Annotated in this window: 11 protein-coding genes; 4 read left to right on the top strand and 7 right to left on the bottom strand. The window is 40.4% G+C overall.

The features are described 5' to 3' along the window. Positions 1-3: 3 nt before the first annotated feature. Positions 4-1,437, bottom strand: a complete 1,434-nt coding sequence (locus tag B4N43_RS10860) for a CCA tRNA nucleotidyltransferase (protein ID WP_286734617.1) — start codon at positions 1,435-1,437, stop codon at positions 4-6. Between the two features lie 55 nt (positions 1,438-1,492). Next, positions 1,493-2,548 carry a 4-hydroxythreonine-4-phosphate dehydrogenase PdxA gene (gene pdxA / locus B4N43_RS10855; protein ID WP_070560760.1) on the bottom strand — a complete coding sequence of 352 codons (1,056 nt, stop codon included), beginning with the start codon at positions 2,546-2,548 and terminating at the stop codon, positions 1,493-1,495. Between the two features lie 81 nt (positions 2,549-2,629). Here pdxA and rsmA point away from each other — a divergent pair, with 81 nt between their 5' ends. Genes rsmA through B4N43_RS10840 form a run of 3 tightly spaced genes read left to right on the top strand, consistent with a single transcriptional unit; the run spans position 2,630 to position 5,587 of the window. Next, positions 2,630-3,409 (top strand): 16S rRNA (adenine(1518)-N(6)/adenine(1519)-N(6))-dimethyltransferase RsmA, encoded by a 780-nt coding sequence (gene rsmA / locus B4N43_RS10850; RefSeq protein ID WP_070560762.1) that lies wholly within the window; start codon positions 2,630-2,632, stop codon positions 3,407-3,409. A gap of 1 nt (position 3,410) precedes the next feature. Continuing rightward, entirely contained in the window at positions 3,411-4,595 is a 1,185-nt protein-coding gene (locus tag B4N43_RS10845) for an FAD-dependent monooxygenase (RefSeq protein ID WP_286734616.1), read from the top strand. A 59-nt stretch (positions 4,596-4,654) separates the two neighbouring features. Then, complete coding sequence (locus B4N43_RS10840; RefSeq protein ID WP_248932571.1) at positions 4,655-5,587, top strand: NAD(P)-dependent oxidoreductase; 933 nt, start codon at positions 4,655-4,657, stop codon at positions 5,585-5,587. 153 nt (positions 5,588-5,740) lie between these two features. Here B4N43_RS10840 and B4N43_RS10835 read toward each other — a convergent pair whose 3' ends face one another. After that, positions 5,741-6,619 carry a hypothetical protein gene (locus B4N43_RS10835; RefSeq protein ID WP_145329921.1) on the bottom strand — a complete coding sequence of 293 codons (879 nt, stop codon included), beginning with the start codon at positions 6,617-6,619 and terminating at the stop codon, positions 5,741-5,743. A 184-nt stretch (positions 6,620-6,803) separates the two neighbouring features. Between B4N43_RS10835 and acs the strand changes: the two genes are divergently transcribed. Then, entirely contained in the window at positions 6,804-8,720 is a 1,917-nt protein-coding gene (gene acs / locus B4N43_RS10830; RefSeq protein ID WP_075994276.1) for an acetate--CoA ligase, read from the top strand. A gap of 50 nt (positions 8,721-8,770) precedes the next feature. Here acs and B4N43_RS10825 read toward each other — a convergent pair whose 3' ends face one another. The 4 genes from B4N43_RS10825 to B4N43_RS10810 all read right to left on the bottom strand — a co-directional run bounded on the left by B4N43_RS10825 (position 8,771) and on the right by B4N43_RS10810 (position 12,634). After that, positions 8,771-9,769 carry an energy transducer TonB gene (locus B4N43_RS10825; protein WP_286734614.1) on the bottom strand — a complete coding sequence of 333 codons (999 nt, stop codon included), beginning with the start codon at positions 9,767-9,769 and terminating at the stop codon, positions 8,771-8,773. Between the two features lie 169 nt (positions 9,770-9,938). After that, entirely contained in the window at positions 9,939-10,967 is a 1,029-nt protein-coding gene (locus B4N43_RS10820) for an energy transducer TonB (protein WP_201669649.1), read from the bottom strand. A gap of 220 nt (positions 10,968-11,187) precedes the next feature. Then, positions 11,188-11,619: a nuclear transport factor 2 family protein gene (locus B4N43_RS10815; RefSeq protein WP_112374911.1), complete on the bottom strand. Its 432-nt coding sequence runs from the start codon at positions 11,617-11,619 to the stop codon at positions 11,188-11,190. Positions 11,620-11,851: 232 nt separating this feature from the next. Further along, positions 11,852-12,634, bottom strand: a complete 783-nt coding sequence (locus tag B4N43_RS10810; protein ID WP_286734610.1) for a hypothetical protein — start codon at positions 12,632-12,634, stop codon at positions 11,852-11,854. Between the last annotated feature and the right edge of the window lie 110 nt (positions 12,635-12,744).

Here is a 12,744-nt window from a genome sequence, read left to right as displayed (position 1 = left end):
ATTTTAAGAATTGGAAATTTCCAATGGGATTTCTTGTTTGATCGTCAGGTTCATTTCCCCTGCTTTTTTCACCAAGAATTGATAAGCTTCTACCCTGGAATTTGGAATATCGCCCTCTAGAATAGCCTCACGAATCAAATTTTTCAGCTGCCCTACAGTACGCCCTGGTGCTAAGCCAAATAGGATCATGATATCCTCTCCACTGATCGGCGGCTGCCAGTTTCGAACCTTGTCCCGCTCTTCGACATCCTTCAATTTTTGTTTGACAAGTTCAAAATTCTGACGATATTTTTTCTTTTTAAACTCATTTTTTGTGGTCACATCCGCATGGCATAGCATCATAAGGGCTTCAATATCATCCCCCGCCTCAAACAAGAGACGACGTACAGCAGAATCCGTTACGATATCCTGCGCCAAGACAATAGGCCGAAGATGCAATTGTACCAGCTTCTGAACAAATTTCATTTTCTCATGGAGCGGCAGCTTCAATTCAGCAAAAAGCTTTGGTACCATACGTGCACCACGATCTTCGTGGCCATGAAACGTCCAGCCGAGCTTTTTATCGAAACGTTTTGTTGCCGGTTTGGCAATATCATGCATAATCGCTGCCCAACGTAACCAAAGGTCTTCAGACAATTCGCATACATTATCCAACACTTCCAACGTATGGTAGAAATTATCTTTATGGCCTTTGCCATCAATGACATCAACTCCGTGTAAATTATACATGGCCGGAAAGATCAATTCCAGGAGACCGGTATCAAAAAGATATTTAAAACCGACTGACGGCTTAGGTGAGAGAATAATCTTATTGATTTCATCGATAATACGTTCTTTCGAGATAATCTTTATTCGCTCTTTGGTATCGCTAATCGCTTTGATCGCATCAATCGTGATTTTAAAATTTAGCTGTGTCGCAAAACGGATAGCCCGCATCATACGCAGTGGATCATCGGAAAACGTTTCTATCGGATCCAGAGGCGTTCGAATAACGCGCTGTTCAAGATCCTGCACGCCGTCAAATGGATCCACTAAAGTACCATAATCCGCTTTATTCAATGAAAACGCCATCGCGTTGATCGTAAAATCACGTCGATTTTGATCATCGGATAAGGTACCGTCTTCCACAATAGGCTTACGTGAATTGGCACGATAAGATTCCCTTCGGGCACCGACAAACTCCACATTGAGTCCTTCATAAAGCAGCATTGCTGTACCAAAATTCTTGTAGACAGCAACTTTAGTATGTAGCCTATCACCCAATAAAGTCGCAAATTCAATGCCGCTGCCGACGACAACAATATCCACATCATTCTTAAAAGGCCGCTTCATAATATAGTCGCGAACATACCCCCCAATGACATAACATTCTGTATTTGTTGTCTCGGCGAGTTCCTTAATGATTGAAAAGATTGGATGTTGTAAATTATCGTACATAGTCAAAACAGCAGGTAAAAAACCAAACAGTTTGCAAAAGTAACATTTTTTTTCCCTAATCCCTATCTTTGGACAACTTACGGAAAGCAAGTGGATTTTTAAGTAATTCGGCTTGTTCACGACGGCGTTTTACAATATGTAAAGCCGAGAAAATTGCCTCTACAAAAGAGCTTTCAGAAGCTAAGTTTTTTCCAGCAATATCATAGCCTGTACCATGATCTGGCGAAGTGCGTACGATAGGTAAACCGGCTGTAAAGTTTACACCGGCACCTTTGGCAATATGCTTAAAAGGGATTAACCCCTGGTCATGGTACATCGCGAGTACCGCATCGAATTTCTCATAAGCACCTTTTGCGAAGAATCCATCGGCAGGATATGGACCAAAGCAGAAGATCCCCTGTTCGTTTGCTTTTTCTACGGTAGGTCTAATGATCTGATCATCTTCGGTGCCAATAATCCCATGATCGCCAGCATGTGGATTTAGTCCCAAAACTGCGATCTTAGGCTTTTCAATCCAAAAATCTTTCTTCAACGAGTCATTCATCAGGGCTAGCTTTTTAAGAATAGCTTCTTCGGTAATATTAGCCGCAACCTCATGCAGTGGAATATGACCTGTTACCACACCAATACGCAATTCATCACAAACCATAAACATCAATACATCATCAGCCTCTACTTTGGCCTGCAGGTATTCGGTATGGCCCGGAAATTGAAATCCCTCCTGTTGAATATTATGCTTATTAATTGGGGCAGTCACTAAAGCATCAATTTTGCCGGCTTTCAGGTCCTCAACAGCTTTCTCCAACGAAAGGAAGGCATATTTACCGCCAATTTCGTTTTCTTCACCCAACGAAATCTTGACGTCTTCCTGCCAGCAATTGATCATATTTGCTCTTTTGGAATGCGCCTGCTCAGCATCATTGATCACGTTAAAACTAAAATCATTTACACCGATCGCTTTACGGTGAAAAGAAGCAACCTTTGTATTTCCGTAAACCACTGGCGTAAAGAAATCGCACATACGCTGATCTACCAAAGATTTAATGATGACTTCAAGTCCAATGCCGTTAATATCGCCTACGGTAATTCCGATTTTTAATTTATCGCTCATTCTATTTAAATGCTTTGATTCAAAAATAGGGATTTTTTTCTTAGAATGACTTTTCACTTATTTATTTTTTACTTTTGCAACATGAGCACAGTAAGAGCAAAAAAACATTTAGGACAGCATTTCTTGAACGATAAAAATGCTGCACAAAAGATTGTGGAAGCATTGGATCCTAAATTGGGTTTTAGCCAAGTGCTTGAAGTAGGTCCAGGAATGGGTGTACTTTCTGATTTTCTCTTGCAAAAAGAGGAATATGAAACCTATTTGATCGATGTGGATGACGAATCCATTGCTTATTTGGACGATAAATATCCCCAATTGGGTAAGCGATTGATCCACGGTGATTTCCTAAACCTTGACTTTTCACAGTATTTTGGTGAGAAAATGGCTGTCATTGGCAATTTCCCTTACAACATCTCCTCCCAGATTCTCTTTAAAATTTTGGATGAACGCCAACGTGTCGTTCAAATGACGGGTATGTTCCAGAAAGAAGTAGCCGAACGTTGTACAGCTAAGGCGGGCAGCAAGGAATATGGTATCTTGAGTGTCTTTTTACAGGCCTATTATAAAGTAGAATACCTTTTTACTGTAAAAGCAGGAGCTTTTAATCCACCGCCAAAAGTATTGTCGGGTGTTATCCGCATGACGCGCAATGACCGTGAACAATTGAATTGTGATGAAAAACTATTTTGGCGTGTTGTTAAAGCGGGCTTCAATCAACGTCGTAAAACCCTCCGTAACTCACTTTCGGGCGTTGTTCCCAAAGATAAAATGTCCGACAATCCACTGTACGAGCTACGCGCAGAACGATTGACGGTAGATGATTTTGTCGGTTTAACAAACGAAATAGCAAACAGTCTTTAATATGCATTCGACGGACAGCACATTTATTATCGTAGGCGGAGGTATCGCTGGATTATGTGCTGCAATAGGGCTTGCAAAAGTAGGTATTGAAGCACATGTCTATGAAAGCGCCATTGAACTCAAAGGCATAGGTGCTGGATTCGGGCTCGCAGCCAACGCCATGCAAGCTTTGGAACATCTCGGATTGAAGGATGAAATCGTTCCGATTGGGCATTACCTTGCATCTTATAATGTCTTGGATCAAAAGGGAAATATTCTTGTTGAACCAGACACCAAGTCAATCAGTCAAAAATATCAACAGGACAATTTCGCTATCCATCGGGCAGATCTGCATCAGTTTCTCTTATCCAAAATCCCCAATGGACAAGTTCATCTCGGCAAACGTGCCGTTTCCTTTAAACGAGAGGGAGAAGATATTCAAGTTTATTTCGCAGACGGAAGCCATGTACACGGCCAAGCCCTTTTGATTGCCGATGGCGTACACTCAGCATTACGACAACAACTCATACCAGGCTCGGCACCTCGTTATTCAGGCTATACCTGTTGGCGGGCCACCATCGATAATAGCAGTATACAGCTCAGTAAAGGGACAGAAACCTGGGGCAGCAAAGGCCGCTTTGGGATGACCCCACTTGTCAATAACCGCATCTATTGGTACGCATGCATCAATACTGAGGCACAAAATCCGGTCTTAAAAAACTGGAAAACAAAGGAGCTCCTCGAAAATTTTAAAGATTATCATGCCCCTATTCCAACGATTCTTTCGGAAACAAAGGATAGCGAGCTAATTGCAAATGACATCATTGACATCGAACCACTTCAACAACTCGCTTTTGACAATATCCTATTATTGGGTGACGCTGGACATGCAACGACTCCCAACTTGGGCCAGGGAGCCTGTCAGGCTATTGAAGATGTTGCTGTTCTCGTGGATGAACTCCAGACCGCAGCTTCCGTTAGTTTGGCTTTTCAAGGATTCGAAAAAAGAAGATTGGATCGGGTAAATTACATCTGTAATACTTCCTGGAGGATAGGAAAAATCGCACAATGGGAGAATCCATTCCTGATAAGAATGCGAAATTTTGGCATGAAAATAATGCCTAACCGCATGAAACAACAACAATTAAACAAATTATTATCTGTAGATTTTATGCAGATCAACCATAATCATGACGCTGGGATCTAAATCATCGTACTACACCACAACAGTATTCACTGATCAGTCCCACATAAAAAAATAACTGAATGAAAACTACCATTTTGATCGTCGACGACATTCATGAAATCATGCTTGAGAAATTTGAAGAGGCAGGAATCGCGTTCCATTATCAACCGGATATCAGTCGGGAAGCGGCTGAAAAAATTATCAGCAATTACTCGGGGATGGTTATTCGTTCCAAATTTCAGGTAGATAAGGCTTTTTTTGACCTGGCACCAAACCTCCGCTTTATCGCCCGTGCTGGTGCAGGTATGGACAATATCGACGATACAGTTGCTGCGCAAAGAGATGTGCTGTTAATTCCGGCCAATGAAGGCAATCGGGATGCTGTAGGTGAACATATGATCGGTATGTTGCTCAGTCTAATGAACAATCTGAATCGGGGTGACCAACAAATACGATCTGGCCAGTGGTTGCGTGAAGCCAATCGTGGATACGAACTTAAGGGACGTACTGTAGGCTTGATCGGCTATGGGCACAATGGTATGGCCATGGCAAAAAAACTATCCGGTTTTGATGTACAGGTGCTTGCTTATGATAAATATCGAATCGACTACGCCGATCAATATGCATCAGCAGCAGACATGGAAAAGATCTGCAAAGAAGCCGATGTGATCAGTTTCCATATCCCCTTAACGGATGAAACAAAGGGGATGATTGATGTGGATTATCTGGCTAAATTTGAAAAACCTATTTTCTTTTTACTGGGGGCACGAGGCGGTATTGTACAAGTACCCGCAGTGCTTAGCGGCCTTGATTCAGGTTCCATTATCGGAGCAGCATTCGATGTGTTGCCCGTAGAAAAGTTCCCAAAACTCGCTGAACAGAACTGGTATGCAGATCTTATCCGTAGAGACAATGTGATCTTATCTCCACATGTTGCCGGATGGACATTCGAAAGTTATTATAAATTATCGGAAGTGGCGGCCGATAAGATCATCGCCTTTCTGACATCTTAATTTTTGTACGGCCTATTTTCCCAAAGCTCCAATCAATCAATCAATCAATCAATCAATCAATCAATCAATCAATCAATCAATCTAGCAATCTCCTCCTATCCATACACGCTTAGGAGGTTAAAGTAACCTATTGGTCTTGAAACGTATAAAAAATCAGGTTCCGGCACTAAAGATACCGATAACAACAACAATCAGAAACTGAAGCACCAAGCTACCGTCAAGTAGATAAGCATAGTGATAATGATCTTTTGTTTTGAAAACGGCCAATTTTAGCAATGCAAATATGAGCACGTTGGTCAGAATCAATCCAATTTTAATAGGTATCGTATAAGGTACCGTCAGGATCAAAACACAATGGAGGCCCAACAGCCCATAAGTTAGATTTTTAGCTTTTTGTTCGCCCAGCATATTGGGCAAAGTCCGCAGGTGATAATAGGAATCCTGTTGGATATCCCGAATATCAAAAGGCAGGGTACAGATAATCAAAAATATGAACTTCAATCCGCAGAGCGCAATAAAAACCCACTGATCTATTTTGACACCGACGTTGGCCAGTTCCACATAGGGAAGCACCACACTGCTGCAGACCCAGACCAGGGCAATATGAAAAATCTTGGCCCCAGGTATCTGTCGAAGGCCCACTTTGCGGTCACGGAAGGTAAACAGGGGCATTCCGTATAATAGACTCAGGATTCCAATAAATCCCAAAAACAAAAAGGAGTACACATGAATATACCATAAGCAATAACCGAGCACAAGCAAAGCGATACCATTGTTTAACCACATGACCCATTCATGATTAAAGATCCAGCGTGTCCGCGGGAATTTTGATTCTTTTGGGTTCTTCGGTTTGGACCACCACAGGCTAAAATTATAAAGCAACAAAGTCGCTGTTCCTTCCACTAAAACAATATACCAATTGATAGGTCGTTCAAATATGATATAAGTCAGCGCGCATTGTGCCATGGCCGCCATGGCGATCAGCAGATTTGTATAGATTGTAATATAGAATAGCTTTCTTAGAAAAGACATCTTGGTAAATCTTGATGCAAGATAACAATCTTATAGATAAAAGTAGTTTAACATTATATTAAACATCAATTTTTTGATAAAATGGGCAAAAACCGCTAAATTGTACACCGAAATCGAAATATCAAAAACGATTTCGCAACGATAACAATATAAATTAAAATAATTCATAATAATCCTAATAACGATGAGCCTACAAATAAAATCATTTGAAGAATATCAAAGTGAATATAAGCGAAGTGTAGAACAACCTGAGGAGTTTTGGGCGAGCATTGCAGATCATTTTTTCTGGAAGAGAAAATGGAATAAAGTGCTGAGCTGGAACTTTGAGGAACCCAATGTCAAATGGTTTGAGGGTGCTAAATTAAATATTACAGAAAACTGTCTTGATCGCCATATTTATGCGAATGGTGATAAACCAGCCATCATCTGGGAACCTAACGATCCAAATGAAGCGCACCGCATTCTTTCCTATAAACAATTACTACAAAAGGTAGAGCAATTTGCCAACGTACTTAAAAATAATAACATCAAAAAAGGAGACCGGGTATGTATTTACTTACCGATGGTTCCTGAATTGGTTATTGCAGTATTGGCCTGTGCACGTATCGGTGCCATCCACTCGGTGGTATTTGGAGGTTTTTCAGCACGTTCTATCGCGGATCGTATCGTCGATGCGGAATGCAAACTGATCGTTACTTCAGATGGTAGTTACCGTGGCAACAAAACCATTGGTTTAAAAAATATTGTGGACGATGCTTTAATGCAATGTGACACTGTTGAAAAAGTAATTGTCTTAACACGTACACGTACACCGGTATCGATGATCAAAGGCCGTGATGTATGGTGGGAAGATGAGATCAAAAAAGTAGAAACACAAGGAAATCCAGCATGTCCAGCAGAAGAGATGGATGCGGAAGACAACTTATTCATCCTTTATACATCGGGATCCACAGGTAAGCCTAAAGGTGTAGTACACACCTGTGGCGGTTATATGGTGTATACAGGCTATACCTTTATGAATACGTTCCAGTATAAGCCAAACGATGTATTTTTCTGTACAGCAGATATTGGCTGGATTACAGGACACAGTTACATCGTCTATGGGCCGTTATCACAAGGAGCTACTTCTTTAATGTTTGAGGGTATTCCAACCTTCCCGGACGCGAGCCGTTATTGGGACATTGTTGATAAGTTCAAGGTCAATATTATCTATACATCCCCTACCGCCTTACGTTCATTGATGGCTTTTGGTGACGAATTTGTCGACAAGAACGACCTTTCATCTTTGCGTGTTTTGGGATCTGTAGGTGAGCCTATCAACGAAGAAGCCTGGAACTGGTTTAACGAAAAAGTTGGTAAAAAGAATTGTCCTGTTGTTGATACCTATTGGCAGACAGAGAATGGAGGCCATTTGATCACTTCATTGGCGGGAGTAACACCGGAAAAAGCAAGTTATGCGATGTTCCCGATGCCGGGCATTCAACCCGCTTTGATGGATGAGAATGGGAAAGAAATCGAAGGCAATGATGTCACAGGAAACCTATGTATCAAGTTCCCTTGGCCAGGTATGCTACGCACGACATGGGGGGATCATGACAGATGTCGTCAAACCTATTTCTCGACGTATAAGGATATGTATTTTACAGGCGATGGATGTTTCCGTAGTCCGGAGGGTTATTATAAAATCACAGGCCGTGTAGATGATGTATTGAACGTTTCGGGTCACCGTATTGGTACAGCAGAAGTGGAAAATGCCATCAATATGCACGCTGACGTTGTTGAATCGGCCATTGTCGGATATCCGCACCCAGTAAAAGGCCAGGGTATCTATGCTTATGTCATTGCGAATCACCACACCGATGCAGAAGCCACCAGAAAGGATATCATGGAAACTGTTTCACGTATTATCGGTCCAATTGCTAAACCAGACATTATCCAATTTGTTGATGATTTACCAAAAACACGTTCAGGAAAGATCATGCGTCGTATCTTACGTAAGATTGCCGAAGACGATATCGCCAATGTAGGAGATACTTCGACACTTCAAGATCCTGCCGTTGTAGAAGGAATCATCAAAGGCGCTGCGGCCTTGAGAAAATAACGTATAAAGTATCTTAAAAAAATAACAGCCTTCCAATAGGAAGGCTGTTATTATATTCCCCTCAAGTTTAACCTTATCGGCAATGTATAGCCAACCCGCACAGGCTCACCACGCAGCATACCAGGTTTCCATTTTCTAAGCTTTTTGACTACTTGTATACCAGCAGCCCCTGTACCGAAACCCAAATCGTTCTTTATTTTCAAATCTTCTAATCGCCCTTGTTGATTTATAATGAACGCTATTTCTACAGTACCGCTTATACCATTCATCATGGCTTGTTTTGGATATTCGTAATTTCTTGCCACAAAATACATCATTTCTTTGACACCTCCAGGGTATTCTGGCTGTGTTCTATAGGTAGTAGAATCATATGAAATGACGACACCATTTTCTTTTGTTTTAGTTCCTGAGCGTAATTTATCCTCCTTATAATGCTCGACAAAAGAATCAGGTCCCCTCTTTCCTCGCCACTCCCCCTCGCGCAAATTATTGACCAGCTGACCTTCTTCAGTTTCGTCCTGTTCATCTATACTAAAACGAATAAAACCATTTCCATTTTCTAACTTTTTATTGTTCAAAGAGTCATAATACACCACATAGATTGGCTTCTTTATCAGTAGTTTCTTTTTCTTCACTTCACTCGGATAGAATACAATCATCTTCAACTTATTATTCGGATAGAGATAAAAAGCAGAATCTATCAATTTACTCTCATCACTGAACCTCTCAAGACTCTTCAACGTACCATTTTCATAGAATTCATATTTTTTACCCAAAAATCTGAATGGCGGGTGTCCACTCTCACTGATCGCATTAAGCTTTAGCGAGTCATTCCGCAGATAATACTCCTCGATTTGATAAACTTTATCCTTTCCCAACGCATCAATATGAATTTCTCTTAAAAAATAAGCCGAGTCTTGCTTCTTAGTCTCCTCCCCATCTTTCCTATGGTAAGTGGTAAAAGTAACTTGAGCCGAAAGGCTCAATCCGCACAGGTTCAATAGAAAAAAACAAATAAGTTTCGTCGAAAAGTCTAAATAATACTTCATAATAATTGTTAATACAAGGGTAATAATAACAAATATCTTGGATAGTAAAAAAATTAACCGGTTAAATAAAGTTTAATTTTATCGCAGTGGGATTTCCCCCCCCCCTTTTATGTTATCCACATTATGTTAATAAAATTGTGGATAACATAAAAACCGACAGTCATTATCCTTAACGTACATAGTTTAGCCGTATTGGCAAGGTATACCCCACTCTTACGGGCTCTCCTCTCAGTATACCCGGTTTCCATTTTTTTAGCATTTTTACAACTCGGATACCAGCTTCACCAGTGTTAAATCCTAAATCACTCTTTACTTTTATATCTTCGATGTGGCCATCTCTGTCGACCACAAAATCTATTTCTACTAAACCATTTACCCCATTTTTGACAGCTTCTTTGGGATATTCATAATTTTTAGCAATAAAAGTCAATAACTTATATATACCTCCAGGGTATTCCGGTTGCGCAAAATAAGTTTTCGCATCATAGTTTATGAGCTCCCCATTTTCTTTGATTTTACTACCCTTTAATAGCTTTCCTTTTTTATACGTTTCGACAAAAGTTTCATTATCTGCCAGTCCTTTCCATTCTCCTTCACGCAAATTATTGACCATCCTCCCCTTTTCAAAATTATCGTCACCGCCTTCACGTAAACAAATTAAACCATTTCCATCCGCCAACGTTTTATTCTCCAACGAGTCAAAATAAGCCACATAAATAGGATTCTCTGCAACCCGGTTACCTCTTTTATCTAATGAGCTTGGGTAAAATACAGTCAACTCAGGCTTACCATTTGGGTACCAATAGTATGCAGAATCGATCAGTTCACTCTTTTCACTGAAATTTTCCAGGCTCTTTAACACTCCATTTTCGTAAAACTGAGATTTCTGACCTTGAAAGCTAAACTGAGATTTCTGACCCTGAAAGCTAAATGGAAAACCAGCATCTTTGCTGGTGCCTTTTAACTTAATCGTATTGTTATTGATATAATACTCTTCAACAACATAATATTTTTTGTTTTGATCGCTTACAGGACGAATGATACGCTTAAAATAAGCGGGGTCTTTCGCTGTTATTTCTTTCCCATCTTTCTTATGGAATGTTGTGTCGATATCTTGGGCCGCCGCATCCTGCAGATAAAAGACCAATAATGTAATGAAACAAATGAATTTCAACAATTGATTTAAATAATATTTCATAAAATGTGCGTAGGACAATAATTTTATGGGCTAATTTACATAATTCATGTGATGCATCGATTTAGTGGGGGGAAAAAACAGTTTTCCACACGATGTTAATAACATTGTTGATAAGTTCAAAAGCACTTTAAGATTAACAGAACAAAGAAGCATTAAACACAAAAAAGCCACATCATCCCGACGTGGCTAAAATAAACATATGAATTTAATTAAACAGTTTCTATTTATACGAGTTTACGGAGCTTGCAACCTTCCAGGTTCCCGATTCATTGATCAATGTCACCAAATCTGTTTTCGTGAAATCCTCAAACTTCATGGTGATACGTGCCACCATATAGTTTTCAGATTCCTCGAGTACTTCGGTACTTGTGCTGCAGTTCAATTTTTCACCTTTTTGCTTTTTTAGGAACGAAATGACTTCCGAACGGCTATTGGTGCGTGCAGCTTTTCCCTGAACTTTTTGATTGAATTCGGATGCGAACAATTTTTCTACGCCCTGAGATGCGCCTTCTGTCATTACTGACACATAGCTATCGATGGCCAAATCGGCTGTGGAAAGGTTCAATGCTTTGCCCGGGTCAGCTGCTGCCATTGCGAAAGTTGATAGTGTAATCAATGCTGCTGCTGCGAATGTCTTTACTAAAGTTTTCATAATTGCTATACTTTATATTGTTAGTTTTTTTATCTCTTTTCTTATTGTCGCAAGGAAGTTGATTTTGTTGCATCATTTCCTTAAGATTCTGATTCAAAAGTAAGACAACGCAGCATCCCATTTTATTACATTTAGATCAACGGAATAAAAAAGTCGGTAAATGGAGGTAAAGGAGCGGTAAATGGATATCCGCTCCGGTAGGAAAAAACACAGGTACGGGTTAACGTTACTTTTATAACTGAAAAGCAGCTAGAATAGTTGCTGGCGTACAATCAACTTCATTGAGCACATTGCACCGTCGGCCATTTTTATAAAGATATATGATCGTAAATCCAACCAGGATGGGTGTACCAACAAATTCGTTGCATGGAATGCTGATTGTCTTGGCCGGAATTGGATCCTGTCCATAGACGATATCGATTTCCCATTCTTCATCTTTTACCTCAGTAAACTCCCTTTCTTTGAAATTGAAAGAAAAGGTATGGAATTTAAAGGCGATAGCATTACAATCTTTGGGTAGCAGCAATGCTCGGTTAATGTCAAACATTGGAAATGATATTTCGATCTGATTCCCGTCGGTTAGGCTAACCGTTGGATCGATATTCAGCGCATCCTGCATATGGAAATTTTCGTTGAACTGGAAATTCACCAATCTGTCTAGCCTACAATTGTTTAGGCACAGTGTTCCCCTGTCGTCATTGATATTTGTCTTCATTGCCCTATAAATCTGTCTATTCAAGCGATTGCCCATTTGTCCATCATGCAGTTCCTGATGCACTAACCCAAAAGCCTGCCTAATTGCGGCGCCCGCGCGACTTGCCTGTCCAAAATCTTTACCAGCTTTCTTCGTGTCGACGTTTTGTTTTACACGATGTGGTTTACCTTGAATGTAGTTCTTTGTTCCTACCTTTCTGCTTACCAGTGGGCCAACCAGTCCACGGATATAGCCGTTATCATTTATTCCCATACAATAAATATACCACCAAAACGACCCTATGTCAAGTATCTTGTTCATTTTTAAGGATTTCGGAAGCTGCAGCAAACAGCAATTATAAATTTGAAAATTTAGTGATACCTTTTTTGGGATTAGTTATAACCAATTCCTAACCACCTTCTGACTGCAAG

The sequence above is a fragment of the Sphingobacterium sp. UBA1897 genome (genome assembly GCF_002337775.1).
In the GTDB taxonomy this organism is placed as follows: domain Bacteria; phylum Bacteroidota; class Bacteroidia; order Sphingobacteriales; family Sphingobacteriaceae; genus Sphingobacterium; species Sphingobacterium siyangense.
This window is presented reverse-complemented; position numbering and strand designations above follow the sequence as displayed.

Coding starts and splice junctions, on each gene's coding strand:
- B4N43_RS10810 (WP_286734610.1), bottom strand. CDS start 12,634: ATGAACAAGATACTTGACATAGGGTCGTTTTGGTGGTATATTTATTGT.
- acs (WP_075994276.1), top strand. CDS start 6,804: ATGAGCCTACAAATAAAATCATTTGAAGAATATCAAAGTGAATATAAG.
- B4N43_RS10820 (WP_201669649.1), bottom strand. CDS start 10,967: ATGAAATATTATTTAAATCAATTGTTGAAATTCATTTGTTTCATTACA.
- B4N43_RS10825 (WP_286734614.1), bottom strand. CDS start 9,769: ATGAAGTATTATTTAGACTTTTCGACGAAACTTATTTGTTTTTTTCTA.
- B4N43_RS10835 (WP_145329921.1), bottom strand. CDS start 6,619: ATGTCTTTTCTAAGAAAGCTATTCTATATTACAATCTATACAAATCTG.
- pdxA (WP_070560760.1), bottom strand. CDS start 2,548: ATGAGCGATAAATTAAAAATCGGAATTACCGTAGGCGATATTAACGGC.
- B4N43_RS10840 (WP_248932571.1), top strand. CDS start 4,655: ATGAAAACTACCATTTTGATCGTCGACGACATTCATGAAATCATGCTT.
- B4N43_RS10845 (WP_286734616.1), top strand. CDS start 3,411: ATGCATTCGACGGACAGCACATTTATTATCGTAGGCGGAGGTATCGCT.
- B4N43_RS10815 (WP_112374911.1), bottom strand. CDS start 11,619: ATGAAAACTTTAGTAAAGACATTCGCAGCAGCAGCATTGATTACACTA.
- rsmA (WP_070560762.1), top strand. CDS start 2,630: ATGAGCACAGTAAGAGCAAAAAAACATTTAGGACAGCATTTCTTGAAC.
- B4N43_RS10860 (WP_286734617.1), bottom strand. CDS start 1,437: ATGTACGATAATTTACAACATCCAATCTTTTCAATCATTAAGGAACTC.